This window comes from Streptomyces sp. BRA346 (genome assembly GCF_052851135.1).
This window is the reverse complement of record NZ_JAIWIH010000009.1, coordinates 43403-68729: the sequence shown is the minus strand read 5'-3', so window position 1 is coordinate 68729 and position 25327 is coordinate 43403. Positions and strand designations below refer to the sequence as shown.

At 70.4% G+C, this 25327-nt stretch carries 18 protein-coding genes and 2 pseudogenes; 12 read left to right on the top strand and 8 right to left on the bottom strand.

The features are described from left to right. Nucleotides 1-5: 5 nt before the first annotated feature. From LCH29_RS14545 to LCH29_RS14535, 3 genes are all read left to right on the top strand, one after another. Entirely contained in the window at nucleotides 6-1499 is a 1494-nt protein-coding gene (locus LCH29_RS14545; protein ID WP_446462141.1) for an APC family permease, read from the top strand. Between the two features lie 27 nt (nucleotides 1500-1526). Further along, nucleotides 1527-3182, top strand: coding sequence for an amidohydrolase (locus tag LCH29_RS14540; RefSeq protein ID WP_446462140.1), 1656 nt, complete (start codon nucleotides 1527-1529; stop codon nucleotides 3180-3182). A 183-nt stretch (nucleotides 3183-3365) separates the two neighbouring features. After that, nucleotides 3366-4631 (top strand): YncE family protein, encoded by a 1266-nt coding sequence (locus tag LCH29_RS14535; RefSeq protein ID WP_446462139.1) that lies wholly within the window; start codon nucleotides 3366-3368, stop codon nucleotides 4629-4631. Nucleotides 4632-4640: 9 nt separating this feature from the next. Here LCH29_RS14535 and LCH29_RS14530 read toward each other — a convergent pair. Continuing rightward, nucleotides 4641-4922, bottom strand: a pseudogene (locus LCH29_RS14530) (phospholipase); the annotation flags it as partial. Nucleotides 4923-4978: 56 nt separating this feature from the next. Next, nucleotides 4979-5524 carry an HAD-IC family P-type ATPase gene (locus LCH29_RS14525; protein ID WP_446462138.1) on the bottom strand — a complete coding sequence of 182 codons (546 nt, stop codon included), beginning with the start codon at nucleotides 5522-5524 and terminating at the stop codon, nucleotides 4979-4981. 82 nt (nucleotides 5525-5606) lie between these two features. Between LCH29_RS14525 and LCH29_RS14520 the strand changes: the two are divergent. After that, a pseudogene (locus LCH29_RS14520) lies at nucleotides 5607-5837 on the top strand (DJ-1/PfpI family protein); the annotation flags it as partial. A gap of 44 nt (nucleotides 5838-5881) precedes the next feature. Here LCH29_RS14520 and LCH29_RS14515 read toward each other — a convergent pair. The 4 genes from LCH29_RS14515 to LCH29_RS14500 all read right to left on the bottom strand — a co-directional run bounded on the left by LCH29_RS14515 (nucleotide 5882) and on the right by LCH29_RS14500 (nucleotide 11248). After that, nucleotides 5882-7360 carry a short-chain fatty acid transporter gene (locus LCH29_RS14515; protein WP_446462137.1) on the bottom strand — a complete coding sequence of 493 codons (1479 nt, stop codon included), beginning with the start codon at nucleotides 7358-7360 and terminating at the stop codon, nucleotides 5882-5884. Between the two features lie 195 nt (nucleotides 7361-7555). After that, nucleotides 7556-8566 (bottom strand): 1-aminocyclopropane-1-carboxylate deaminase, encoded by a 1011-nt coding sequence (locus LCH29_RS14510; protein ID WP_446462136.1) that lies wholly within the window; start codon nucleotides 8564-8566, stop codon nucleotides 7556-7558. 13 nt (nucleotides 8567-8579) lie between these two features. Further along, complete coding sequence (locus tag LCH29_RS14505) at nucleotides 8580-9860, bottom strand: MFS transporter (RefSeq protein WP_446462135.1); 1281 nt, start codon at nucleotides 9858-9860, stop codon at nucleotides 8580-8582. Beyond that, complete coding sequence (locus LCH29_RS14500) at nucleotides 9857-11248, bottom strand: M20 family metallopeptidase (protein ID WP_446462224.1); 1392 nt, start codon at nucleotides 11246-11248, stop codon at nucleotides 9857-9859. Before LCH29_RS14500 ends, LCH29_RS14505 begins: the two co-directional genes overlap by 4 nt. A 180-nt stretch (nucleotides 11249-11428) precedes the next feature. On the opposite strand from LCH29_RS14500, the gene LCH29_RS14495 reads away from it, so the two are divergent. The 7 genes from LCH29_RS14495 to LCH29_RS14465 all read left to right on the top strand — a co-directional run bounded on the left by LCH29_RS14495 (nucleotide 11429) and on the right by LCH29_RS14465 (nucleotide 20769). Further along, nucleotides 11429-12358, top strand: a complete 930-nt coding sequence (locus LCH29_RS14495; protein ID WP_446462134.1) for a LysR family transcriptional regulator — start codon at nucleotides 11429-11431, stop codon at nucleotides 12356-12358. A 510-nt stretch (nucleotides 12359-12868) separates the two neighbouring features. Further along, nucleotides 12869-14395: an ATP-binding protein gene (locus tag LCH29_RS14490; protein ID WP_446462133.1), complete on the top strand. Its 1527-nt coding sequence runs from the start codon at nucleotides 12869-12871 to the stop codon at nucleotides 14393-14395. Between the two features lie 3 nt (nucleotides 14396-14398). Further along, a complete protein-coding gene (locus LCH29_RS14485; protein WP_446462132.1) occupies nucleotides 14399-14803 on the top strand; it encodes a roadblock/LC7 domain-containing protein in 405 nt (134 codons plus the stop codon). Further along, nucleotides 14800-15156 carry a DUF742 domain-containing protein gene (locus LCH29_RS14480; protein WP_446462131.1) on the top strand — a complete coding sequence of 119 codons (357 nt, stop codon included), beginning with the start codon at nucleotides 14800-14802 and terminating at the stop codon, nucleotides 15154-15156. The genes LCH29_RS14485 and LCH29_RS14480 overlap by 4 nt, the downstream gene beginning before the upstream one ends. Beyond that, nucleotides 15137-15757, top strand: a complete 621-nt coding sequence (locus tag LCH29_RS14475) for a GTP-binding protein (RefSeq protein ID WP_446462130.1) — start codon at nucleotides 15137-15139, stop codon at nucleotides 15755-15757. The genes LCH29_RS14480 and LCH29_RS14475 overlap by 20 nt, the downstream gene beginning before the upstream one ends. Further along, the gene (locus LCH29_RS14470; RefSeq protein WP_446462129.1) at nucleotides 15754-17187 is read left to right on the top strand and encodes a cytochrome P450; all 1434 of its coding nucleotides are present in this window, start codon (nucleotides 15754-15756) and stop codon (nucleotides 17185-17187) included. The genes LCH29_RS14475 and LCH29_RS14470 overlap by 4 nt, the downstream gene beginning before the upstream one ends. 438 nt (nucleotides 17188-17625) lie before the next feature. Further along, nucleotides 17626-20769 carry a non-ribosomal peptide synthetase gene (locus LCH29_RS14465; protein ID WP_446462128.1) on the top strand — a complete coding sequence of 1048 codons (3144 nt, stop codon included), beginning with the start codon at nucleotides 17626-17628 and terminating at the stop codon, nucleotides 20767-20769. A 21-nt stretch (nucleotides 20770-20790) separates the two neighbouring features. On the opposite strand, the gene LCH29_RS14460 is transcribed toward LCH29_RS14465, so the two are convergent. Continuing rightward, a complete protein-coding gene (locus tag LCH29_RS14460; RefSeq protein ID WP_446462223.1) occupies nucleotides 20791-21441 on the bottom strand; it encodes a glycosyl hydrolase family 95 catalytic domain-containing protein in 651 nt (216 codons plus the stop codon). Nucleotides 21442-21618: 177 nt separating this feature from the next. Here LCH29_RS14460 and LCH29_RS14455 point away from each other — a divergent pair, with 177 nt between their 5' ends. Then, complete coding sequence (locus LCH29_RS14455; RefSeq protein WP_446462127.1) at nucleotides 21619-22494, top strand: potassium channel family protein; 876 nt, start codon at nucleotides 21619-21621, stop codon at nucleotides 22492-22494. Nucleotides 22495-23040: 546 nt separating this feature from the next. On the opposite strand, the gene LCH29_RS14450 is transcribed toward LCH29_RS14455, so the two are convergent. After that, nucleotides 23041-25242, bottom strand: coding sequence for an endonuclease (locus tag LCH29_RS14450; protein ID WP_446462126.1), 2202 nt, complete (start codon nucleotides 25240-25242; stop codon nucleotides 23041-23043). Between the last annotated feature and the right edge of the window lie 85 nt (nucleotides 25243-25327).

The following is a 25327-nucleotide window of genomic DNA, read 5'->3' as shown; positions in this document are numbered from 1 at the left end:
CCGTCATGTCCCATCACCCCGCCGAGCTGCGCCGTTCGCTCGGCGTCGTCGACGGCGTCGCCATCGCCGCTTCCAGTACGGCGGCCACCACCAGCATCGCCATCGGTATGGGCACGCTCGTCGCGACCGTCGGGCTCCAGGCCCCCGTCCTCCTGCTGCTGGCGTTCCTGCCCATGCTCGGCATCGCCTGTGCGTACGCCCGACTCAACCGGTCCGAGCCGAACTGCGGCAGCGGCTATGTGTGGGTCGGCTCCTCCCTCGGGCCCTGGCCGGGCTTCCTCACCGGCTGGGTCAACATCGTCGGCGCGATCATCTTCCTGGCGTACACCAGCGCCGTCACCGGTTCAGTGATCATCCAGTGCGCCGCCAAGGCGCACGTCACCAGCGTCGCCGGGTTCGCCCTGGACCCGAACTCCACCGCCACGAGCACCGTCATCGGGCTGGTGGTCCTCACCGCCGTGACCGCCATGGCCGTCACCGGGGTGCGCAGCGCCACCCGTCTCCAGGCGGGCCTGCTGATCTTCGAATACGCCGTGCTGCTGATCTTCTGCGGCTGGGCCCTGATCACCGGTGAGCACGAGCTGTCGCTGTCGTGGTTCAACCCCTTCGCGATCGAGAGCGGCACGGCGTTCGCCCAGGGCCTGGTCCTGGCGGTGTTCTTCTTCTGGGGCTGGGACGCGGCGTTCAGCCTCACCGAGGAGACGAAGGACGTCGGCAACCCGGCCCGCGGCGGCTTCATCGCCCTCTTCGCCATGCTCGGCCTGTTCCTCTTCGCCTCGGTCGCCTTCCAGCGGGAGATGAGCCTGCCCGAGCTGATCCGGAACGGCCCGCAGGCGCTGCCGTATCTGGGCGCCAAGCTGGCCGCCGAACCCTGGGCCAGCGTGCCCCTGCTCGCCCTGATGTTCTCGGCCGTGGCGTCCGTCCAGTCGTCGGTCATTCCCACCGCTCGCGGGCTGCTGGCCATGGGCCGGGATCGCACGATGGGGCCGGTGTGGACCCGTATCCACCCCCGGTACGGAACACCGGCCACCGGCACCGTCCTCGTCATGGCCGTCGCGACCGCCGTCGCCCTGCTCGCCCTGGCCATCCCCAAGCTGAGCGACATGATCCTGGCGGCCGTGAACTCCATCGGCCTCGTCGTCGCCCTCTATTACGGCCTGACGGCGATCGCCTGCGCCGTGCGCTTCCGCTCCACCCTCCGCGCGGGGGCGCGCGAGGCGCTGCTCGCGGTGGGGGTACCGGCCGCCTCCGGGCTGGCGCTGTTCGCCATCGGCGGCTATCTCGGCTACTCGTACCTGACCGGGACCGACCACTTCGAACTCAGCCCGGACAACGGGTGGTTCATGTTCTCCCTGCCCTGCGCGATCGTGGCCTCCGGCCTGGCCATGGCCGCATGGGCCAAGTACCGGCGGTGCTCGCCGTACTTCGTCACCGGGCGCGGCACCGATGCGGATCGGCTGCGGCTGCCGATGGACCACCCTGCCGGGACCGCTTCCTGACAACCCTCGATCCCTGGAGCACATCTGATGTCCGACACCACCGCCGATCTCGTCTTCACCGGTGGCCCGGTGCACACCGTCGATCCGGCGCACGGCCGCGCCACCGCCGTCGCGGTACGCGGCGAGCGTGTCATCGCCGTCGGCCGGGAGGAGGTGCACGATCTGATCGGCCCCGGCACCGAGGTGGTGGACCTCGCCGGGCGGCTGCTGCTGCCCGGCTTCCAGGACGCCCATGTCCATCCGCTGGGCGCCGGTATCGAACTCGGGCAGTGCCATCTCGGGGACTCCACCGACGCGCGGGAGTACCTGCGGCGGGTGGCCGCCTACGCCGATCAGCACCGGGACCTCGGCTGGATCACCGGTGGCGGCTGGTCCCTGGAAGCCTTCCCCGGTGGCACGCCGACGGCCGCGATGCTCGACACGATCGTCCCCGACCGGCCGGTCTATCTGCCCAACCGCGACCACCACGGCGCCTGGGTCAACACCCGCGCCCTCCAGCTCGCGGGAATCGACGCCGGTACCCCCGATCCCGCGGACGGCCGGATCGAGCGGGACGAGCATGGCAACCCCACCGGCATGCTCCAGGAAGGCGCGGCATCCCTGGTCGGCACGCTGCTGCCCGAGGTCACGCTCGCCGAGCAGACCGCCGCGCTGCTGCGCGCCCAGTCCGTCCTGCACGCACTCGGGGTGACCGCCTGGCAGGACGCCATCGTGGGCTCGTACGCCAACATGGCCGACCCGACGCCCGCGTACCACGCCGCCCTCGACGACGGCCTGCTCACCGCCCGGGTCGTCGGCGCCCTGTGGTGGGACCGGGCGCGGGGCGCCGAGCAGATCCCGGAGCTGCTCGCCCGCCGGGAGGCGACCGGGCGCGGCCGGGCGCTGCGCGCCACGACCGTGAAGATCATGCAGGACGGTGTCGCCGAGAACCACACCGCGGCGATGCTCGGCCCCTATCTCACCGGCTGCGGCTGCGCCTCCGACAACTCCGGCATCAGCTTCGTCGATCCGCAGGAGCTGAGGAAGTACGTCACCGCGCTGGACGCACACGGCTTCCAGGTCCACTTCCACGCGCTCGGCGATCGGGCCGTACGGGAGGCGCTGGACGCGGTGGAGGCCGCGCGGACCGCCAACGGCCACCGTGACACCCGCCCCCATCTGGCGCATCTCCAGGTGGTCCACCCATCCGACATCCCGCGCTTCCGCACGCTCGGCGCCACCGCCAACATCCAGCCCCTGTGGGCCGCGCACGAGCCCCAGATGGACGAGTTGACACTGCCCTTCCTCAGCGCCGAGCGCGGCGGATGGCAGTACCCCTTCGGCGGGCTGCTGCGGGCCGGGGCCACGCTCGCCGCGGGCAGCGACTGGCCGGTCAGCAGCCCGGATCCGCTGGAGGGCATCCATGTCGCGGTCAACCGCCGACTGCCGGACGCCCCCGAGGGGACCGCGCCCTTCCTTCCCGAGCAGCGCATCGGCCTGGAGGCGGCCATCGCCGCGTACACGGCGGGCAGCGCGTATGTGAACCACGCGGATGACACGGGCGCCATCGCCCCCGGGCAACTCGCCGATCTCGTCGTCCTGGACCGCGACCCCTTCGACGGGCCTCGTGAGGAGATCGCCGACTGCCGGGTGCTCCAGACCTTCGTGGGGGGTGAGCGGGTCCACGCGGCGGACGACGCGTGATGAGCGCCTTTGCCCGCGGCGGCGGCTGCTTCCTGAGCAGCCGCACCGGCGGTAGACGCCAGCGAAGTTGAGTGGCTGTCATTTTTTGCGGTCAGAACTCTTGTGAGAGGCATCCGCCTTCATTACTTTCCAGTAGGTGGCGCCCCCGACGCTGACAGACCCCCCACCTCGAATGGAGTGACCATGCCTCCCGAGCACCGTGGCTCCACCCGAATGGTTCTCTCCCTCGCCGCTGCCGTGGCATTGGCCGTGACCGGTTCCACGGCGGTGAACGCCTCCGCACAGGCCAAAGCCACCGGCCTGCGGGAGGTGATGTTCGTGGGCAACAACTGGGACGGCACCGCCGACGTCATCAAGTCCAGCGGTGACCTGGCCAGGATCGGCCGGATCAACGTCATACCGGACAAGGACCAGCGGCTCACCGAGATCTACCTCAACCCCGTCAAGCTCGCCTTCTTCCTGGGGATCCGGCTGGGGCCGGGGGAGGGGCACGACCAGTTCGTGGACGACATGTACTCGACCCCGGACGGCTCCGCCATCGTCGTCTCCCGGCCCAGCTTCGCCGACGTGGTCTCCATCGACGTCGCGACGGGAAAAATCAGCTGGCGCTTCCCCGTGTCGGGATTCCGCGCGGACCACATGGCCGTGTCGCCCGACGGCAAACGCGTCGCGGTGTCGGCTTCGACGTCGAATACGGTGCACGTCCTCGACATCGAGACGGGCAGGCAACTCGGTTCGTTCTCCGCCGGTGACAAGCCCCATGAGAACGTCTTCACCGAGGACGGTACGTACCTCTGGAACATGTCGATCGGCGAGGTCAACACCGCCCTGGACGATCCGTCGATGGACTGGACGAAGGGCGACCGGCGCATCACCGTGGTCGACGCGAACACGTATCGGCAGGTCAAGGTCATCGACATGCGCGAACGGCTCGACGCCTTCGGCCGCAAGGACCTGTCCGACGCCGTCCGGCCCGTCGCCTTCACCCCCGATGAGTCCAAGCTCTACTTCCAGGTCTCCTTCTTCAACGGGTTCCTGGAGTACGACGTGGCCAAGGACAAGATCACCCGCGCGAAAACCCTCCCGAAGAATCCGGCGACCAGTGAGGACCGCACCACCTGGGTCAACGACTCCCGCCACCACGGCCTGTCGATGAGCCCCGACGGCAAGAAGCTGTGCGTGGCCGGGACGATGGACGACTATGCGACCGTCGTGGACCGGGAATCGCTTCGGGAAGGCCCCCTGGTGCCGACCTCGAAGCCGTACTGGGCGACGGTGAGCGGCGACGGCACCTCCTGCGTCGTCTCCGAGAGCGGTGCCGACCGGGTCACCGCGATCGACTTCGCGACGGGCGAGAAGACCGCGTCGGTGGCGGTCGGCGACCACCCGCAGCGGGTGCGCATCGGTCATGTGGCAGCCGACTGGACCGGACCGTCGACACCGAGCTGAGTCAGGGCCTCAACGGGACTGATCGAAGAGCCGGTCGATGACGACGTCGTTCTCATATGTCTGCGCCCACGCGACGTGTGGGCTCACCGGTGTCGTTCCGGGCGTGCAGCTGGTGAACAGCACGTGGCTGCCTGCCCGGCGTGCCCGGTTCGGCAGGGCCCTGGAGCGGGCCTCGAACTCCGGCTTGGGCAGCTCGTTGGCCCACTCCCCGCGGGTGATCCGTGCACCGGCGCGCTCCAGCGCGTTCATTAGTGTCCAGGTGCCGGGCTTGCCGAACTGTCCCTCGCGGTGCCGCCCGCGCTCCCCGGGCCGCCGCCTCTCTCAGGCGGCGCCGCGGTGGGGTGCGGTCATCGGCCGCTGAGGACGTCGTTCTTCCTGCCCGTAGGGCCCGTACGGCCGTGCTCGGTGGCCCCTGCGTCATGGGACGCGAGGGGAGCGGGCGGTGTGCCGGTCCGCCGCCCGCCCGGGGCGTAGGCCCGCAGCCGCAGGCTGTTGGTGACGACCAGGACCGAACTCGCGGACATGGCCGCGGCCGCGACCATGGGGTTGAGCCAGCCGGTCGCGGCCAGCGGAACGGTGACCACGTTGTAGCCGAAGGCCCAGACGAGGTTGGCGCGGATGGTGCTCAGCGTGCGCCGGGTGAGCCGGATGGCGTCGACGACGGCCAGCATGTCCTCCCGTACGAGGGTGATGTCGGCCGCGCCGATCGCGGCATCCGTGCCACCGCCCATCGCCATGCCCAGGTCGGCGGAGGCCGGCGCGGCGGCGTCGTTGACCCCCTCGCCGATCACCGCGACGCACCGGCCCTCGGCGCGCAGCGCGGTGACGATCTCTTCCTTTCCCTCCGGGGTCACCCCGGCATGGACCCTCTCGATGCCCGCCCGTTCGGCCATCGCCTGAGCCGGGCGGCCCCGTCACCGGTCACCAGCACCGGCTCGATGCCCAGTGCGCGCATCGCCTCCACCGCTTCGCGGCCCGGGGCGGTCCGTCGAAGCAGGGAAGATCATCACCGCGGCCGGGGTCTCCGCCGGTATCGACATGGGCCTGCACCTCGCCGCCCGCCTGTCCGACGAGACGGTGGCGCAGGCGATGCAGCTCGCCGTGGAATACGACCCCGATCCGCCCTTCGACACCGGCAGCCCGGAGAAGGCGGGCCCGGAGCTCCAGCAGCTCGCTCTCCAACTGCTCGCGGACGCCGAGAGGTAGCGCTGCCACGCGGAGCCGGTTCATGGGTGGCGGCGTAGCATCCGTCAGGGAAAGGACAGGGTCTGAGCGAGCAACGTCACGAGGACGAGCACCGTGGGAAACAAGGCGAGGAACATGGCGAAGGTGTAGCCCATGATGTCGCGCGCCTTCAGGCCGAGGATCGCGAGGGTGGGAAGCATCCAGAACGGCTGGAGGAGGTTGGCGCTGGCCTCGCCGAGGTCGTACACCACGACCATCCATCCCTGGTTCACGTGGAGTTCGTTGGCCGCCCCGAGGACGTAGGGCGCCTCGATCACCCACTTGCCACCGCCGCTGGGTACGAACACCCCGAGCACACAGCTGTAGACACCGATGAGGGCCGGGTAGAGGTGCTCGTTCGACACCGACACCAGCCAGTCTGCGATGGTCCGGTGCAGTCCGGTGAAAGCGATCATTCCGAAGATGCCGCCGTACAAGGGGAATTGCAGCAACACGCCCGAGGCGGCCGGTGCCCCCTCCCTGAAGGCGCGGGCGAGGTGCACGGGCCGCCAGTGCAGGATGAGGGCCAGCAGGATGAGGATCAGGTTGACGGTGTTCAGATCGAGGGCATTGAGCGGATCGCCCTCGGCTCGGGCGAAGTGGCGGGCGAGATACCACACGCCCAGAACGAAGAGCGCGATCGTGAGGGTCGGGCTGAACTCGACCCATTCGCCGGGGCGGCTGCGCCGGGAGCTCGGGCTCTTCGTGCGGAGCGCGGGACCGAGATCGATGCCGAGGCGTTCCGCGGTCATCGCACGCTCCGGAGACGGGGCCAGGAACCACGCCATGGTGACCGCGACCGCGAAGACGACCACCGTGGCCACGATGCCCTGCCAGAGGAAGATGGTGTCGGTCAGGGGGATGACCCCGCTGCCCCGCTCCTCGGCGATGATCTTCTGCACGGCGGTGGGGCTGGAGACCGCGCTGGCCACCTGGAGCGCGGCCGATCCCGACAGGCCCTGGGCCCACACCGTGCCGAGCCCGAGGAAGGCCATGGCTCCGATGGCGCGGTAGTCGACTCCGGGCAGTCGGCGGGCGATCTCCTTGGCGAGGATGGCGGTGAAGACGAGGCTGAAGGCCCAGTTCACGTAGGAGGTGGTCATGGCGACCGCGGCGGTGAACGTGATGGCGCCGCGCGGAGTTCGCGGCAGGGCAGCGAGCCGCGCGACGAGGCGGGCGACCGGTGGCGAGACCGCGACCGCGTAGCCGGCGATGACGATGATCGCCATCTGCAAGGTGAACTCTATGAGCGACCAGAATCCTTTGCCCCACGCGTCCACGAGGCCGAAGCCGCTGGTCGCTTCCGGGTCGCTCGGCGCGCCGAGCAGACTTTCCCCCGAGACGAGTCCCAGGGCAAGGACCACGAAGGTGCCGATCAGGACGAAGCCGAGAGCGTCGGGCAGCCACTTCTCGGAGAAGCGCGTGAACCGCAACGCCAGGCGGGCAAGCCAGGTTTCACGGCCACTCACCTCCTCCTCCGATGCCGTGAAGGGGTTCGTGGCCATGCGGATCTCCTGTTCGCGTGCTGGACAGCCCGATCCCTCGCAGGGCGAGGTGCGCACGATATTGAGGGGGAGCCATGGCACGGGACAATGGAGGAGCCGCACACCGGTTGAGGCCGCACCGTGTGGAGCATCCCCATGGAGGATGACCTCGGCCGTGAGGACGGGCGGACCTCACGGCCCCTTGCCGGTCGACGTCTACCCGAACAGGGCGCTGTAGCCGTTCAGCGCCGGCTGCCCGCCGAGGTGGGCGTAGAGCACCTTGGCGTCCTTGGCGATCTCGCCCCGGGCGACGAGGTCGATGAGGCCCGCCATGGACTTGCCCTCGTACACCGGGTCGGTGACCATGCCCTCGGTCCGTGCGGCCAGCCGCATCGCGTCCATGGTGGACTCGTCCGGGATGCCGTAGGTGCCCGCGTGGTAGCGCTCGTCGAGCAGGATCTCGTCGTGGGCGAGCTCCCGGTCCAGGCCGATGAGCGACGCGGTCGCGCGCGCGATCCGCGCCACTTGGTCCCAGGTCTCCTTCGGCTTGGCCGAGGCGTCGATGCCGAGGATCCGCCGGGGCCGCCCGCCCAGCGCGGCGAATCCGGCGATCATGCCGGCCTGGGTGCTGCCGGTGACCGAGCACACCACGATGGTGTCGAAGAAGACCCCGAGCTGCTTTTCCTGCTCCGCCACCTCGAACGCCCAGTTCGCGAAGCCCAGCCCGCCGAGCCGGTGGTCCGAGGCGCCGGCGGGGATCGCGTAGGGCTTGCCGCCCGCCGCCTCGATCTCCGCGATCGCCTGCTCCCAGCTCTCCTTGAACCCGATGCCGAACCCGGCTTTCACCAGCCGCACGTCCGCTCCGGCGAGCCGGGACAGCAGGATGTTGCCGACCTTGTCGTACACCGCGTCCGGCCAGTCGACCCAGCTTTCCTGGACCAGCACGCACTTGAGCCCCGCCCGTGCCGCGACCGCCGCGACCTGGCGCGTGTGGTTGGACTGCACGCCGCCGATCGACACGAGCGTGTCGCAGCCCTGCGCCAGGGCGTCGGCCACGAGGTACTCCAGCTTGCGGGTCTTGTTGCCGCCGTAGGCGATGCCGGAGTTGCAGTCCTCGCGCTTGGCCCAGATCTCCGCGCCGCCCAGGTGCGTGGTCAGGCGCTCCAGGCGGTGCACCGGCGACGGGCCGAACAGCAGCGGGTAGCGGTCGAAGTCGTTGAGGGACAAGTGATTTCTCCGATCAGTGAATGCCGTGCCTGCGCCGCGCGAACACCACGCAGAACAGGCTGAGCACGGCCAGGAACATCAGGTAGAAGGTCGGCGCGAGCTTGTTGCCGGTGGCGTCGACGAGCCAGACGATCACCAGCGGCGTCGTGCCGCCGAACAGCATCACGGCGATGTTGTAGCTCACCGCCAGGCCGGTGGCCCGGTTGGTGACGGGGAACAGCTCCGCCATCATCGCGGGCAGCGGCGCGAAGTAGCCGGCCTTCAGCACGCCGATCAGGAACATCACGCCGAGGATCACCGTGAAGCCCGGGGCGGCGACCAGGAACGCGAAGCTGGGGTACACCAGCGCGAGGATCAGCGTGGCGAAGATCAGCATGATCCGGGTGCGGCCGAACCGGTCCGACAGGTGACCCACCACGGGAGTCAGGCCGGTCAGCACGACTCCGGTGACCAAGGTGGACGCGAATCCGGTCGACGCCGGCAGGTCCAGCTCCTTCACCGCGAAGGTGGGCATGTAGGTGATGAGGTAGCTGATCGCGGTGGACACGGCGAGCGCGCCCATGGCCAGGAGCATGCGGTCCTTCTGGGTGCGGAACGTCTCCTTCACCGGCGCGCGCTCCTGATCCGCGGTCTTGACGAACTCACCGGCCTCGCCGACGTAACGCCGGATGTAGTAGCCGACCGGGCCGATCAGCAAACCGAAGAAGAACGGGATGCGCCAACCCCACGACTCCAGCTGCGCTTCGGACAGCGTGGCCGTGAGCACCGTGCCGAACGCCGACGCGAGCAGCGTCGCGAACCCCTGGCTCGCGAACTGCCAGCTGGCCATGAAACCGCGCTTCTCGGGCCTGTGCTCGACGAGGAACGCGGTGGCGCTGCCGAACTCCCCGCCCGCGGAGAAGCCCTGGACGAGCCGGGCGAGCAGGATCGCGATCGGCGCGACGAGCCCGATCTTCGCGTACGGCGGCATGATCGCGATGAGCAGCGTCGCGACCATCATGAGCCGGATCGACACCATGAGCGCACGTTTGCGCCCGGCACGGTCGGCATACGCGCCGAGCACGAGTGCCCCCAGTGGACGCACCACATAGGCCACCGCGAACGTGCTGAGCGTCAGCAGCAGCGACACGGTCTCGTCGGCGGTGGGGAAGAACTGTTTCGAGATCGTCGCGGCGAAGAAGCCGTAGACGAGGATGTCGAACCATTCCAGGGCGTTCCCGATGGACGCGGCGACGATGACGCGGTGCACCTTCACCGGCGCTTCGGGGGCGACTGTCCGTGGGGGTGCGGTCATGGGTGGCTCCTCACGGGAGAGTCCTCGCCGAGGTCCCAGAACAGGCCGGCCATGATGCGCAGTCCCTCCCGCGCCACGGGGGCCAGCAGGTGCTCGTCCGGGGCGTGCTGGGCGCAGGCGGGGTAGGAGTGCGGGATCCAGAGCGTGCACAACCCCAGCTCGCCTGCGAAGGCGTCGTTGGGAAGGCTGCCGCCGAGGTTCGGCAGCAGCGCGGGGTCCGTGCCGGTGGTGCGGCTGATCGAGCCGAGCGCCCAGCGCACCCAGGGGTCGTCCGGATCCGTCCGAGTCGGCGGCATGGTCGGGCCGACCTCGACGTCGACCATGGGAAATCCGTGCTCGTCCAGGTGCTTGCGGAGGATGACGCCGAGCTTGTCGACGTCGGTGCCGACCACGGACCGGAGCTGGCAGTGCGCGTGGGCGCTGCCGGGAATGGCGTTGACCGGGCTGTCCGGGTTCCCGGCGGCGAGCGCGAGCACCTCGATGCTGTTCCAGCCGACGAGGCGCTCGGCCGGGGTGAGACCGGGTTCGCCCCAGCCGTCGTCGACGGGCGGATCGTCCGGTCCGCCGCCGACCGCGATGTCGCGCAAGGCCTCCCGGACGTTCTCGGGGATCTCCCGCGGCCGCAGACCGGGGACGAGGATGCGGCCGCGCGCGTCGACGATGCCGGCGAGCGCGCCCGCCAGCACGGTCGCCGGGTTGCGCAGCAGACCGCCCCAGTTGCCGGAGTGGTACGAGCCCTCGCGCAGGTCGACCCGCAGCGTGAACGGGGTGGAGCCGCGTGAACCGAGGAACAGCGTCGGCCGCTCCGCGGCCACGCGCGGCCCGTCGGACGCGATCAGCACGTCGGCGGCGAGCTCGTCCCGCAACTGGGCGCAGACCGTGCGCAGGCCCGGTGAGCCGGACTCCTCGCCGGTCTCGACCAGCACCTTGAGGTTGAAGCCGAGCCGGCCGCGCACGCGGAGCACGCGCTCGAGCGCCGCGAAGTTGATGGTGTGCTGGCCCTTGTTGTCGGCGGTGCCGCGGCCGTACCAGCGGTCGCCCTCGACCACGACCTGCCACGGATCGAGGCCGGGCCGCCATCGCTCCGGCTCGCCGAGGACGACGTCGCCGTGGCCGTAGACCAGCACCGTGGGCAGCTCATCGTCCTCGTGCCGGGTCGCCACGAGCAGCGGGTAGTCGCCGGCGGGGTTGTCGAGGACGCGCGCCTCGCAGCCCAGTCGGCCGGTGAGCGCCGGGGCCAGCTCGTCGGCGAGGTAGGAACGCAGCACCCGCGCCCGCGCCCCGTCCGGGCTTTCGGTCGCGAACGCGACCCGGCGGCCGAGGTCGGCGAGGAATTCCCCGGAATCGTAGTATTCGCTAGCGCAATCGATCACGGCAGCACGGGTCATCATTACCCTTAACGTGGGAAACGTGTAATTTACAATGCATCCGGCCGGTGCGCCGAGTTTACGGAGCGGGGTAGGGCGGCGACAGAGGAGGCAATTGCACGTTTTCGAAAGGTGTATTGCCCTGGCGGCAACGGCTGCGGTCGGCCGCCTCCCCACCGCCGCCCACGGCGGACGCTCTGCGTGCTGGAGTACATTCTCGGAATGCACCTCCTGCCCACGTCGCTGCGCTACTTCCTCGAGGTCGCGCGCACCGGTTCGATCAGCGAGGCCTCGGAGCGCCTGCACGTGGCCACGTCGGCGATCAGCCGGCAGATCGCGAAGCTGGAGCAGGAGGTCGGGGCGCCGCTGTTCGAGCGCCAGCCGCGGGGGATGGTGCTGTCGGAGGCGGGCGAGATCCTCACCGCCTACGCCCGGCGCAGCGCGCTCGAGGCCGAGCAGGTGCTCGCCGACGTGCACGGCATCGAGGCCCTGCACCGCAGTACCGTCAAACTCGCGAGCTCCGAGGGTTTCGCGCGCGATTTCCTGCCGACGGCTATCACCGCATTTCGGGAAAAGCATCCGGGGGTGCGGTTCCGGCTGGACGTCACCGGCCCGGCGGCGGCGACGCGGCAGGTGGCGGACGGCACGGTGGACCTGGCCGTCACCTATAGCCTCGGACCGGAAGGGGGAATCAAGGTCGAGTATTCGCAGCAGCAGCAGATCTACGCGCTGACGCCCGACGATCACCCCCTGGCGCACCGGGAGTACGTCGAGCTCGCGGACCTGCTGGAGTACCCGCTCGCCCTGATGGACGAGGGGACCACGATCCGGCAGCTCTTCGACGTCTGCGTGGCGCTGGAAGGGCTGAGCTTCGAGCCCGCGCTCGTCAGCAACTACTCGGGTGCGCTCCAGAGTTTCGCGCAGCTACGCGGTGGGGTCACCCTGGTCGGTCCGCTGACGGTGCGGCGGCGGCTCGCCGCCGACCGCCTGGCGATCGTTCCCATCCGCAACCCGGAACTGAGCCGCCGGAGCATGCAGATCCAGTCGATGGCGCGGCGCGCGCTGCCCGCGGCGGTGCGGGCCTTCCTCGCGCACCTGATCGAGCACATCGGTGATGACCTTCCCGCGTAGTCCCCTGACGACGGCGACGCGCCCTCGCGGAGAGAACGCCGTCGCGGATGTCGCCGGTGGCGGTGCGTGGTCGCCCGCATTCATTCCGGTCACCGCGCGTCCGCCGATCCGGGCAATTGATGGCGAATTCTTCGCCCGCTAAGCGGACACATTGCCCCATCGGGTCGTGATTCGCCACACAGTGCAGGAGGCCGCCACCACAGATATCTCCACAAGACGCACGCCACCATGACCCGCGGCGTCTGCCGCCCAGGTCAGATGCGGTGTGTGATGGGAGCTCACGTGTGAATATAGTGTCAATCGAATGGCTCGGCAGGCGAACTCATTGTGTGGACTTGGCGCGGTAATAGGCTGGTTCGCGCAATGAGTTGGATGATTGTCGCACCTGCCGCGTATCCCGTTGGTTCCGGATTCTCTCGATGATTGAGGATGCTGATGGTTCGTACTACGTCGTCACCCGGAGGCCCCTCGACCGGCCTTGCCGCGGCGTGGTCGGCTCCCGCTGGCCTGATGGCCGTGGCCACGGCAGTCATCGCGACGATCGCGCCGGCGGGCGGGAGGGCACCGGCCATCTGGTGCGGAGTCATCGCCACGGCGATCGTCGCGCTCGTCTCGGTCGAGGCGGCCCGCCGCGGCCGGGAAGCCGCCGCGCTGCGGGCCGAGCACGCCACGCGGGAAGCAGCCCTGCTCCAGGACTTGCGGCGGCAGGAGGCCGCGACGATCCGGCTGGCCGAGCAGCATCTGCCGGCGGCTGTCGCCCGGCTCCAGGAAGGTGAGTTCGCCGAGGACGTCCTGCTGTCCGTCTCCGCCCAGGACGAGGGGCTCAGCCCGCAGTCCCAGGCGGCGCACCAGGCACTGCTGCGGTCCGTCGTCGAGGCCGTGCAGGCGGAGGAGAGCATGCGTGACTCGGCGCAGCGCGGTGTGGTGAACATCGCGCGCCGGGTCCAGGCCATCGTGCACCAACAGGCGACGGACCTGCGGGAGATGGAAGACCGGCACGGTCAGGAACCGGCGTTCTTCGCCGACCTGCTCCGCCTCGACCACGGCACCGCCCTGATCGGCCGGCTGGCCGACAGCATCGCCGTGCTCGGCGGGGCGCGGCCGGGCCGCCAGTGGAGCAAGGCGGTGCCCCTCTACAGCGTGCTGCGTGGCGCCATGTCCCGGATCCTCGACTACCAGCGGGTGGAGCTGCACACCGTCGCCGAGGTCGCCGTCGTCGGTACCGCCGTCGAACCGCTCATCCACGCACTGGCGGAACTGCTGGACAACGCCAGCCGGTACTCGCCGCCCAAGACCCGCGTCCATCTGACGGCGGTGGAGGTGCACATGGGCATCGCCATCGAGGTCGAGGACGGCGGTGTCGGTCTCAGCGAGGAGGCGCGGTCGCGGGCCGAGAGGATGCTCAAGGAGGCACGGGCCGGCATCGACCTGAACGACCTGGGGGAGTCGCCGCGGTTGGGGCTCGCCGTGGTCGGCCGCCTCGCGCAGGCCTACGACTTCAAGGTGGCGCTCCCGCCGTCCGCCTACGGAGGCGTGCGCGCGGTGCTGACCGTGCCGAAGAGCCTGCTCACCACCGCACCCGCGACGGGGCGGGCGCACGGTATCGGCGCCTCGTCCGGGCCCCGGCCGGCGGACCGGCCGGCCGCCGCACAGGGCGCGCCCTCCCGGGCGGCCACCGAGGATTTCGCACCGCGCACCGCGTCCCCGGACGCGTACCCGGACGCCGGTACGGCAGTGGACCCGCACGAGGCCACGGACGCGGACCGGTCCGCCCCGGTGCGCGCGGACGACCGTACCGGGGAAGAGACGCCGGCCGAGGCCGAGCGGACGGCCAGCGGGCTGCCCCAGCGGCGCCGCCGTCGTCCGGCGACCGGGCGCGGTACGCGGACCACACCCCTGCCGGGACCGGCGCAGACGGCGCACGAGGAACCCGCGCCCGGCGTCTGGATGGCCGAATTGCAGAGCGGTCTCTCAGCCGACAAGCCCAGGGCAGCACCTTCCCGGGCCAACAGCGACACGTCAGACAAGGGTGAGTAACCGATGCAGCAGCGCGCGGACATGGACTGGATGCTCAAGGATCTCGCGGAGAGCGTCCCCCAGACTCGCCACATCGTGGTCCTGTCGTCGGATGGCCTGTGCATGGCCCGGTACGACACGGACATGGACACCGCGGACCGCATCGCCGCGGTCGGTTCGGGCCTCCAGAGCCTGTCCGTGGCCGTCGCCGCCGAGTTCCCGCACAGCGACGGGCGGATGCGGATGGTCGTCATCGAGATCAGCGGTGGCTTCATGTACCTGATGGCCGCGGGCGCCGGTGCCCATCTGGCGGTGCTCGCCGACGAGGGGGTGGACGCCGGACTGGTCGGCCAGTGCATGCGTGACCTCGTCGCCCGGATCGGCGCGCATCTCACCAGCCCGCCGCGGAGCGACGGGCACGTGCGGTGAGCGCATCCGACCGGGACTGGGACGAGGGCGGTCCCGAGCGGCTCTACGTCATCACCGGCGGCCGGGCGGAATCAACGGAGCAGGCCGACCTCGACCTGGTCACCCTGATCGTGTCCCGGGAGGAGCCGAAGGCGGGCATCCAGCCGGAGCTCGCCGCCATCCTCCGGGTGTGCCGGTCACCGGTGTCCGTCGCGGAAATCTCCGCTCATCTGACCCTGCCCACCAGTGTGATCAGCGTGCTCCTCGCTGATCTGCTGGCCGACGGACGGGTCGAGGCCCGCGCGCCCGCCTCGTCCTCGCGTCCCGACATCGCACTGATAGAGGCGGTTATCGATGGTCTCCAGAATCTCTGACACGGTCACGGAGCCCCGGCGCGAGGACCGGCTGCCGTCGTCGGCCTCCTCCGCGGTCAAGATCGTCATCGTGGGCGGTTTCGGCGTCGGAAAGACCACCTTCGTCCGCTCGGTGAGCGAGATCAGGCCGCTGACCACCGAGGAGACGATGACGCAGGCCGGCGCCGGGGTCGACGACATCGCCGGTGTGGAGCGCAAGACCGTGACCACCGTGGCGATGGACTTCGGCCGGATCACGCTCAACGACGAGCTGGTGCTGTATCTCTTCGGCACACCCGGCCAGCAGCGCTTCTGGTTCCTGTGGAACGGACTGTTCGAGGGTGCGCTGGGGGCCATCGTGCTCGTCGACACCCGGCGTCTGGAAGTCAGCTTCGACGTGATCGGGCGTCTGGAAGAGGCCGAGGTGCCCTTCGTGATCGCCGTCAATTCCTTCCCCGACGCGACCTCCTATCTCACCGAGGAGGTGCGCGGCGCACTCGACCTTCCGGAGAGCGTGCCGATCGTGGTGTGCGACGCACGCGAGCGACCGTCGAGCCGGGACGTGCTGCTTTCCCTGATGCGCTATCTGCGAACCTTCGCGACGACCTCGGAGTCCACGTGACCGCCAACACCCCCGAGCCCACGACCGACCGCCCGGCGACCCCGCCGCCCGGCTGCCCGGCCCACGGCATGACTCCGGACGCACTGCACCGCCTGTACGGCGCCGAGGCCCAGGCCGACCCGATGGGTGTGTACGAGAAGCTGCGGGCCGCGCACGGTCCCGTCGCCCCCGTACTCGTCCACGGCGACCTGCCCGCCTGGCTGGTCCTCGGGCATCGCGAGAACCTCGATGTGCTGCGCACCCCCACCGTCTTCTCCCGTGATTCACGGTACTGGCGGGACATGGCCGAGGGGCGGGTGACGGCCGACCATCCGCTGGCACCCATCACGGCCTGGCAGCCGCTGTGCGTCTTCGTCGACGGCGAGGAGCACGAGCGGCTGCGCGGCGCGGTCACCGACAGCCTGGGCCGCTTCGAGTCGCGCGGTATCCGGCGCCATGTCACCCGTTTCACCCACCAGCTCGTCGACGGGTTCGAGCACAGCGGACGGGCCGACCTGGTGAGCCAGTTCGCCGCCCAGCTTCCGCTGCGGGTCATGACACAGCTCTTCGGCATGCCGGACGAGTACGGTCCTGCCCTGGCCGCCGCCGTCCAGGACGCGCTCACCGGTACGGACACCGCGGCGGCGAGCAACGACTACATCACCCGGACCCTGCAACAACTAGTCGAGCGCAAGCGCGCCGACCCCCGTCACGACTTCCCCTCCAAGCTGATCGAGCACCCCTCCGGCCTCAGCGACGACGAGATCCGCGAACATCTGCGGCTCATCCTCACCGCCGCCAACGAGACCACCGTCAACCTGATCGCGAACGCCCTGCGGACGCTGCTCACCGACGACCGCTTCCGCGCGAACCTGGCCGGCGGGCACATGACGCTGCCGGACGCGATGGAGCAGGTGATGTGGGACGAGCCACCGATGATGACGCTCCTGGGGCGGTGGGCCACCAGCGACACCGTGCTCGCCGAACAGCCCATTGCGGCAGGGGACATGCTCCTGCTCGGTCTCGGCGCCGCGAACGTCGACCCGGCGATCCGCCCCGATCTGAACGCCTCCGTGCACGGCAACCGCTCCCATCTCGCCTTCAGCGGCGGCCCGCACGAATGCCCCGGCCAGCACATCGGCCGGGCCATCGCCGACACGGCCATCGACATCCTCCTCACCCGCTTGCCCGATCTCCGGCTGTCCGTCCCGAACGACGACCTGGAGTGGACCTCCTCGCTGATGTACCGCCACCTCAAGGGGCTGCCGGTCGAGTTCACTCCCAGCCACCAGGCGCCGCGGGCACCCGGTCTGACACCGCCGGCGGCGTTGCGTACCGAGCTCCCCACGGCAGCGCCCGAGACCAAGCCCGCCTTCTCGACCGCCCCTGCTCCCGCCGACCGGTCCTGGCTGTCCTGGTGGCGCGGCGTGAAGCGGTGGACGAAGGGCTGAGGCCCGGTCCGGGCTGTGGCCTTCGGCACGTCAAAGTTGTGTCTTCAACTGATGCTGTTGTGGGTAAGGATGCTCAGGAAGGCAGAAGGGCGTGTGTGGCGGGAATCCTCACCGGCCCCCGTACGGGAGGGTGTCGAGTTCCTTGACGGACCAACAGCACCCGGAGCACGTTTCCCACCGATTCAGGGCACGCAGTGCCGGTTCGGGTGAAGGGTTACGCCCGGCAGGGTGACGCACATCGGCGACGTTCCGGCATACCGGCTCCGCCGATGGACTGCTGGACCGCGCTGATTTCCCTCTGACGTCTGCCGTCTGACGTCTGCCGACTTCTCCGAACCACCGGCCCCGACCCGCAGGCCCCACGCGGCCGCCGGTCGGCTTCCCCTCGTGCCCTGACGCACCCCCATGCCTCGGGCCGGCCCTCTGTGGAGCAAAACCATGCACACGAACACGCCCACCGGCGAGAGCCGACAGAGCTCCGTTTCCGTCCCCCCACGGAGCGCCTCGCTTCCCGGTCTGCTGGCCCGGCAGACAGTGCGCGGACCCGACGCTCCGGCGGTCCAGGACGGCGGCAGAACGTATGCGTATCAGGAGCTCGACGACTGGTCACGGTCCCTGTCCCAGGCTCTCCTGAGCCGGGCCGTACGCCCCGGGGACGCCGTCGCGGTCCTCGGCACGCGCTCCTGGGAGGCGACGGTCGCCATGGTCGGCATCCTGCGGGCCGGCGCGGTGTGCGTCCCGGTGGACGCGCAGTACCCGTCGGCCCAAGCCGCGGAGATGCTCACCGACGCCGGTGTACGACTGGCCATCGCACTTCCCGGCCACGAGCCGGTGGCGGCGGCGGGCGACGAGCCGGTGGGCTGGGAGGAGTTCGACGCACTGGTGCGGACACGGCCCACCGGTACCCACGACCCGGACGTCCCGTCCCTCACGGAACGTTCGGCCGAGAACTGCGCCTACGTGCTCTTCACCTCCGGCACCACCGGACGCCCCAAGCCGGTGCTCTTCCCGCACCGCGCCGTGACCCGGCTGGCGGAGGGCGGCGCTCCCTGGTGCCCCGGCTCCGGGAAGCGCGTCCTCCAGACCTTCGGCCTCTCCTTCGACGGCTCCCTCTTCGAGATGTGGGCCACCCTGCTCAACGGCGGCTGCCTCGTCGTGGCGGGCAGGGACGTACTCCTGGACACGGAGGCGCTGGGCTCGCTGCTCCGCGCCGAACGCATCACGCACGCCTTCATGACCACCAGCCTGTTCCACCACTCGGTGCGGACCAACGCCGGGATCTTCGGCGCCCTGGACATGGTGCTGGTCGGCGGTGAGGCCATGGACCCGGGGCTGGTGGCGGCGGTGTGCGCGACGGGACGGCCGCGGCATCTGATCAACGGATACGGCCCGACCGAAGGCGGCATCATGGTGAGTGCCTACGACGTCGGCCACGTGGCGCCCGATGCCTCCTCGGTCCCGATCGGATGGCAGGTGGCCGCCAGCAGCTGCCACCTCCTGCGGGCCGACGGCAGCCCGGCAGGCCCCGGCGAGGAGGGCGAGATCTGCATCGGCGGGGAGGGGCTGGCCCTGGGCTACCTCAACCGGCCCGAGGAGACCGCCCGGGCCTTCGTCACGCTGCGTAACGACACCGGCGAGAGCGAGCGTCTCTACCGCAGCGGTGACCTGGGCCGCCGGGGCAGTGACGGGCTCCTGGAATTCCGCGGCCGGGTGGACCGGCAGGTCAAGGTCCGCGGCTTCCGCGTCGAACTCGACGCCGTGGAGGCCCTGTTGCGTACGCACCCCGGCGTGGCCGACGCCGCGGTGGTCGTCCGGGGGAACGACGGCATCGGCAAGGGGCTCACCGCGTTCGTCACGTCCGCGGACGCCACCCGGCCGGTGGGACCTGCGGAACTCCGTGCGCACCTGGCGAGCCGGCTGCCCACGCACGCGATACCCGCCCCCCTTCACCTGCTGGAACGTATGCCGCTCACCGGGAACGGCAAGACCGACTACGCGGTGCTGCGCGCCCGGGCCGCCGCCCCGGACCACGGCTCGGAGCCGCCGCGCGCCGGCCGGCCGGGCGACCCCGTCGCGGAGATCTGGACGGAGGTGCTCGGCACACCGGTGTCCGACAGCACGGACTTCTTCGCCGAGGGCGGCAACTCCCTCCTCGCGGCCCAGGCCGTCACCCGCACCATCGCCGCCCTCGGCCTGACCGCCGAGCACTTCGCGCCGCTGCTCCAGCGCCTGCTGGCGGCCCCGTCCCTGGCCGCGTACCGTGCGGCGACCGGCACCCTGCCGCCCGGGCCGGACGACCGGACACAGCCCGACTACGAAGCCGAGGCCCGCATCGAGCTGAACGTCGGCGCCGGTCCGGCCGCTGCCCCGCAGCCCACCCGGGCCCGTCACGTTCTGCTCACCGGGGCCACCGGATTCGTCGGCGCGTTCCTGCTCGAACGGCTGCTCCGGGACACCGACGCGACCATCCACTGCCCGGTGCGCGCCGCCGACGGCCCGCAGGCGATGCGGCGGATCCACGCCACGATGCAGCGGTTCGGTCTCCGTCTCGGCGAACCCGGGCGGGTCCGCCCGCTGCCGGCCGAACTCGGCCGCCCCGGGCTGGGCATGGCACCCGGTGTCCTCGACGGCCTGGCGGACGACGTCGACCTGATCGTGCACGCCGCCGCCCACGTCAACTTCCTCTACCCCTACCAGCAGTTGAGGGAGGCGAACGTGGAAGCCGTCCGCTCCCTGATCGACCTGGCAGCGGGGCGACGGATTCCCGTCCACTACGTCTCGACCACCGCGGTGCTCTCCGGAAGTGGCGCCGGGGGCGTCCGGCATGTCGACGAGAGCACCCCGCTCAGCCATCCCGAGCTCATCAGCATGGGGTACGCCGAGACCAAGTGGGTGGCCGAGCGCATGCTCGGCCACGCGGCGGAGGCGGGGCTGCCGGTCACCATCCACCGGCCCTACGAAATCACCGGCCACAGCCGCACCGGCGCCTGGAACACCTCCACCGCCATCTGCGCGGTCTTCGACGCCATCGCGCACATGGGGTCGGCCCCCGCGGTCCCGCTCCCCCTCGACCTCGTGCCCGTCGACACCGTCACCGACGCGATCGTCGGCATCGCCACCCGGCTCCCGCATCTCGGGGGAGTGGTCCACCTGACCAACCCCCGGCCGGCGCGGCTCGGCGACATGGTCGACCGCATGCGCGCCGCGGGATACGCCATCGAGGACGTCAGCTACCCGGAGTGGACCGCCGCTCTCGTCGATCATGTGCGCCGCAACCCCGAGGCTCCCATCGCGCCGTTCGTGCCCCTCTTCGTCACGGCGGCGAACGAGGCCGACCACAGCGTCAAGGAGCTGTACTTCGACACCGTCTTCCCCGACATCGCGCGCACCCGCACCGACCAGATCTGGCCGGCGTGGCGGGACTCGTGCCCGCCCGTGGACGCCACGCTGCTCGACGGCTACCTCTCCTCCCTCCGGCGCAGCGGTCTCCTCGTGGACTCCCGTCAGGCCGCTCCGCCGGAGCAGCGGGCCGGGAAGTCCCGCGCGTGGTCCCGGGCCCTCCGGGGACGGGGCGGCGCTTGACGCGTTCGTGGTGGGAGGCGCTCAGTCCGCGGGGTTCAGGCGGTACCTCGCTCCGGGCTCCGTGTCGAAAACGATCAGCCCCGGCTCCGGGCGCCGTGCCCGGACCCGATGGCCGTGGACGGCCACCTTCAGATCCGTGGCGGACCGCACGATCGCCTGGTTGCCGGAGCGGGAACGCAGCGTGCCCGTCAGCCACGCGCCCTGGCGCCACGTCAGGTCGACCTCGAAGCCGCCGCGTGCCAGCAGACCGCGCACCCGGCCGTCGAGCAGTGCCGGGGGCAGCGCGGGCAGCAGACGCACCTCATCCGTGTGGGACTGGAGCAGCCACTCCGAAACGCCCGATGTCGCACCGAAGTTGCCGTCGATCTGGAACGGCGGGTGCAGGTCGAAGAGATTCGGCGCGGTGCGCTCGGGGGTGAGCAGATCGGTCAGCAACGTGTAGCACCGCGCGCCGTCCTCCAGCCCGGCCCAGAAGTTGATCTTCCAGGCGGGGGACCAGCCGGTGCCCGCGTCACCGCGCTGCTCCAGGGTCTTGCGCGCTGCGGCGAACAGCTCGGGGGTGTCCCGCCGGGTGATCTGGTTGCCTGGGTGCAGACCGTACAGATGTGAGACGTGCCGGTGCTTCTGCTCGGGAGCGATCGCGTCCCAGTCCTCCTGCCACTCCTGCCCCATCGCTGCCACCACGAGCAGCCGATGTGCGCAAGCGGAGAAGCGAGGAGCCTGAGAACGCGGTGCCGCCCGTCCGACATCTCCTCCTCCACGCCACATGATGGTGATACGGCTTGTCCTCACCCGGTGGCGTCGGATGGAGCGGCATGCTGAGGAGGTACAGCGGCGTTCGGAGATCGTATGAACTGGATCATCACCATGGTTGGTGCGGCAACCGTGATGTTCATCCTCCGCGATGTGTTCCACACCTTGTGGCACCCCACTCGGCACGGGGGACTGAGCAGGATGGTCATGACCGGCCTGTGGCGGCTCGCATCGCGGCTCAGCCCCAGTCGGCGGGCCGCAGGTCTGGCGGGGCCGCTCGGCATGGTGGCGGTGGTGGCCATGTGGGCCTGCGGAGTGGCTGTGGGATGGGCGCTGGTCTATTGGCCGCACATGCCGTACGGCTTCTCCTTCGCCAGAGGCCTGGACCCGACGGAGCACTCGACACCGGTGGACGCTCTGTACATCTCCCTGGTCACCCTGGCCACTCTCGGCCTCGGCGACATCGCCCCGACTGCCGGATGGCTGCGCATCGTCGCTCCGCTGGAAGCCCTTGTCGGCTTCGCTCTGCTGACCGCCACCGTCTCCTGGGTCCTCGGCATTTACCCGGCACTCACACGGCGGCGGGCCCTCGCGCTGCGCCTGTCACATCTGCGCCGCGCCCACCTCACCGAGGAATCTCTGGACACCGCCTCCGCCGTTGCCCTCATCGACGGGCTGGCCGCCGACATCGCACGCGTGCACGTGGACTTTCTCCAGTACGCCGAGTCGTACTACTTCCACGACGGGCTCGGCAACACCTCCCTGGCCCACACCATCGACTACGCCGCTGAACTGGGCCAGTCCGTCCGTGCCACCGGGCACGCCGCTGCCCGGAACTCCGCAGCCGTCCTGACCATCGCACTCGAAGATCTGGCCGCCGTCCTCGACCAGCGCTTCCTGCATACGGGCGGCAGCATGCAGGAGATCTTCCGAGCCTACGCCAGGGACCACAACAGCCGCGGCCCAGCATGACTTCTGGCCCGAAGGCTCGTCTCCGCTTTCCGGTGACGCCGCCTCAACTCCCGGCTGCGTGGTCACCCGGCTGTACAACCGCGCACTCGGCCAGCACCCGGGCGACGCACGGGAGCCCGGTCCGGTGTGGGGTCTGCACCCCGGCTGGGTGCCCGCCGGTGCCTCGTCAGTCGTGGGGTACGACGGCGACGGGGCACGTGGCGTGGTGGAGGAGGGCATGGGTGAGGTGGCCGAGGCGGGGGCCCGCGACGGGCCGGTGGGTGGGGCGCGGCCGACGACCACCAGCCCGGCCCGCGCCGCCGCCAGCAGGACATCCGCGGTATGGGGGTGTTCGACCCGCTCGGTCACCGGGACGTCGGGGTACTTCTCCCGCCACAGCTCCACCGCTTCCGCCAGCCGCCTCCGCTCCTCGTCTCCGGTGGGCGCGGCGCGGTCGGGGCCCGACCGGGACCGCGGACCACGGGCGAGCGCGGTCCCGGGCCATGATGTCCTCCTGGCGTCCGGTTACGGCACACCCGGGTCCGTGCGGACGTACGACCCCGCTCCTCAGGGCCAGACGCCCGAGAAGTCGATCTCGTGGGCCCACTCGGGGTGGTCTATCAGCGGATTCCGATTGCCCTGGATCTCCGCGATGGCGGCGTTGCGGTGCAGTTCGTACTCGGTGACCGCCTGGTTCTCGTGCCATGTCAGCAGGACGGGCAGCCGGTCCTCGGGGAACTCGCGTGCGACGTCGCCGACCTGTCCCGGATAGCGGAGCAGGAAGTACAGGGTGGCACGGGCCACCGCGCCCTTGCCTTCCGTCGGCTCGAACCCCACGCTCTCGCGCATGCCGCAGGCGTCCCGGAGCGCCTCGTCGAAGTCGGGGAAGTCGAAGTACGGGAAGTTGCCGCGGAAGCTGTTGCAGCCGGCCTCGCACGCGAACAGATGGTGCAGGTCGCCCCGCATCGGCTCCTGTTTGCCGAACCACGACTGCGGCACCACGTGCTCGCAGTTGAACGGCATCGACGCCTCCAGCGCGTCGAACTCCGCCTCGAACTCGGCCGGCCCCGCCGTGCTCTCCTGCCGCAGCAGTTCCTCCACACGGGCCAGCCGCGCCTCGGCCACGGACGCGTCGGCCCGTACGAGCTCCTCGACGGAGAAGCCCTTGGCCGAGTAAATGCCGTACAGCCGACCGTCCTTGTGAAGGTCCACCCAGGGGTAGACCAGCCGCATCGGCTTGTACCTGGGCTGGGGCGCGTGGGTCTCCTCCAGCAGCGCGGTGAGCGCGCGGCGCAGCGCGTCACCGCCGCTGGTGCGAAGGTTCGCGTAGTACGCGTCGCGTGCGGCGATGTCGGCGGTCCGGTCATAGTAGGAACGTTTTTGCGCGAGCTGATGGTTGATCAGGGCTGAATCGACGTCCTGCTCGACCGCCGACACGACGTCCGTCCGCGCGGCCGAGGGCGGCTGCGGCGCGGCCTTCGGCGTCGGTTCGAGCGTGGGCAGCGGGGCGAGGGAGGCGGCGGTCTGTGGGGACGCTGGTGTGTCGAATCCGACGGCGATCCGCAGCGGGAGGACGAGCTGCGCGGCACCATCGGTCGCGGGCGCCGGTGCCTGGACCTGTGACCCATCGGCCGCCGACAGGGCGGACTTCCCGTTCGACGAGGGAATCGGCGGAGCGCTTTCGACGGGGGACGGGGTGATCCCGGCGGTGAACATCTCGTCCCGCAGCTGGGCCGCCGCACCGGTCAGGGTCACCTCGTGCAGGGCGCGCAGCACCCGGCTGATCCGCACACCCTCGTTGGCCCGCCACGCCAGTTGCTGCTCGCCCATCTCAGGCCGCCACACCGTGCCGTCGACGCTCAGTGGCCGGCCCTCGGCGTCGGTCTTCGGGACGGCCGAGTGGTGCAGGGCGACGACCTCCCACTGGTCGTTGAAGACCGGAGAACCCGACGAGCCCTCACGGGTGTCGGACTCGTAGTGCACGAACCGTTCCAGCACGTCGACGAGCTGGTTGTCGCGCAGCGCGATCTGCTTGGGCTCGCCCCTGGGGTGCTGGATGATGTTGACGAACTCCCCGATGACGACCTTTCCCTGCGTTTCCGTGAGCATCAGCCAGCCGAACGACGACAGGGCCTCGCCCTGCGTGCCGTGCGGGGCCACCGCGACGAGGCTGTAGTCCAGTGCCCGGTCGGTGACGAAGAAGCGGTGCGGCTCCAGGGGGAAGACCGCCGGTGTCAGCGGGCCCCCTTCGACGCCGTCCTGGAACGCGAACGCGACCTTGCTGCGGCCCGCCTCCTCGGCGGAGCGCAGCACATGGTTGTTGGTGAGGAGCAGGGAGGGGGACACCATGAAGCCCGTGCCGTGTCCGCCACCCGGTCCGCTGATGGTGATGCGGCCGACCGAGCGGGAGACCTGAACGCCTTCCTCCAGGAACGCGACCGGGGCGAGGTTGTTGCGCCCGATGAGGCGCTCCAGCCCCAGCGCGTCTCCGGTAAAGGTCTCCGGGGGCAGTTGAAGCGTGCTTCCCCCGCTGCTGGCGGGTTCCGTCGGTGTGCGCTCGATCGCCCGCGCCATGGCCCAGTCGGCACCGAGACGTGCCAGCCGCTTCTCGACCCGCTCGGGAGCATCGGCGTACAGCACCCCCTGCGTCTGGAGAACCGCTTGGTTTCTCTCGCGCTGCGCGGTTCGGCTGGTGTAGCGTGCCGCGGCCATCGTCAGCTGCGCCAGATAGTCCGGCTTTCGTTCGGAAGTGCGTTCCGCCGTGGCCATGATCCGCCTCCTGGCCTGCTGATTGTGGCGGTGGTGGGCGATGTACCGCCTGCCGCTTTCCGTACAGACTCTCTGGCACCAATGC

What these genes read in the sequence shown, in the direction of transcription:
- LCH29_RS14545 (WP_446462141.1), top strand. Translation starts at nt 6, where the DNA reads ATGTCCCATCACCCCGCCGAGCTGCGCCGTTCGCTCGGCGTCGTCGAC.
- LCH29_RS14535 (WP_446462139.1), top strand. Translation starts at nt 3,366, where the DNA reads ATGCCTCCCGAGCACCGTGGCTCCACCCGAATGGTTCTCTCCCTCGCC.
- LCH29_RS14515 (WP_446462137.1), bottom strand. Translation starts at nt 7,360, where the DNA reads ATGGCCACGAACCCCTTCACGGCATCGGAGGAGGAGGTGAGTGGCCGT.
- LCH29_RS14460 (WP_446462223.1), bottom strand. Translation starts at nt 21,441, where the DNA reads ATGGGGCAGGAGTGGCAGGAGGACTGGGACGCGATCGCTCCCGAGCAG.
- LCH29_RS14505 (WP_446462135.1), bottom strand. Translation starts at nt 9,860, where the DNA reads ATGACCGCACCCCCACGGACAGTCGCCCCCGAAGCGCCGGTGAAGGTG.
- LCH29_RS14540 (WP_446462140.1), top strand. Translation starts at nt 1,527, where the DNA reads ATGTCCGACACCACCGCCGATCTCGTCTTCACCGGTGGCCCGGTGCAC.
- LCH29_RS14455 (WP_446462127.1), top strand. Translation starts at nt 21,619, where the DNA reads ATGAACTGGATCATCACCATGGTTGGTGCGGCAACCGTGATGTTCATC.
- LCH29_RS14450 (WP_446462126.1), bottom strand. Translation starts at nt 25,242, where the DNA reads ATGGCCACGGCGGAACGCACTTCCGAACGAAAGCCGGACTATCTGGCG.
- LCH29_RS14525 (WP_446462138.1), bottom strand. Translation starts at nt 5,524, where the DNA reads ATGGCCGAACGGGCGGGCATCGAGAGGGTCCATGCCGGGGTGACCCCG.
- LCH29_RS14490 (WP_446462133.1), top strand. Translation starts at nt 12,869, where the DNA reads ATGGCCGTGGCCACGGCAGTCATCGCGACGATCGCGCCGGCGGGCGGG.
- LCH29_RS14485 (WP_446462132.1), top strand. Translation starts at nt 14,399, where the DNA reads ATGCAGCAGCGCGCGGACATGGACTGGATGCTCAAGGATCTCGCGGAG.
- LCH29_RS14500 (WP_446462224.1), bottom strand. Translation starts at nt 11,248, where the DNA reads ATGACCCGTGCTGCCGTGATCGATTGCGCTAGCGAATACTACGATTCC.
- LCH29_RS14475 (WP_446462130.1), top strand. Translation starts at nt 15,137, where the DNA reads ATGGTCTCCAGAATCTCTGACACGGTCACGGAGCCCCGGCGCGAGGAC.
- LCH29_RS14465 (WP_446462128.1), top strand. Translation starts at nt 17,626, where the DNA reads ATGCACACGAACACGCCCACCGGCGAGAGCCGACAGAGCTCCGTTTCC.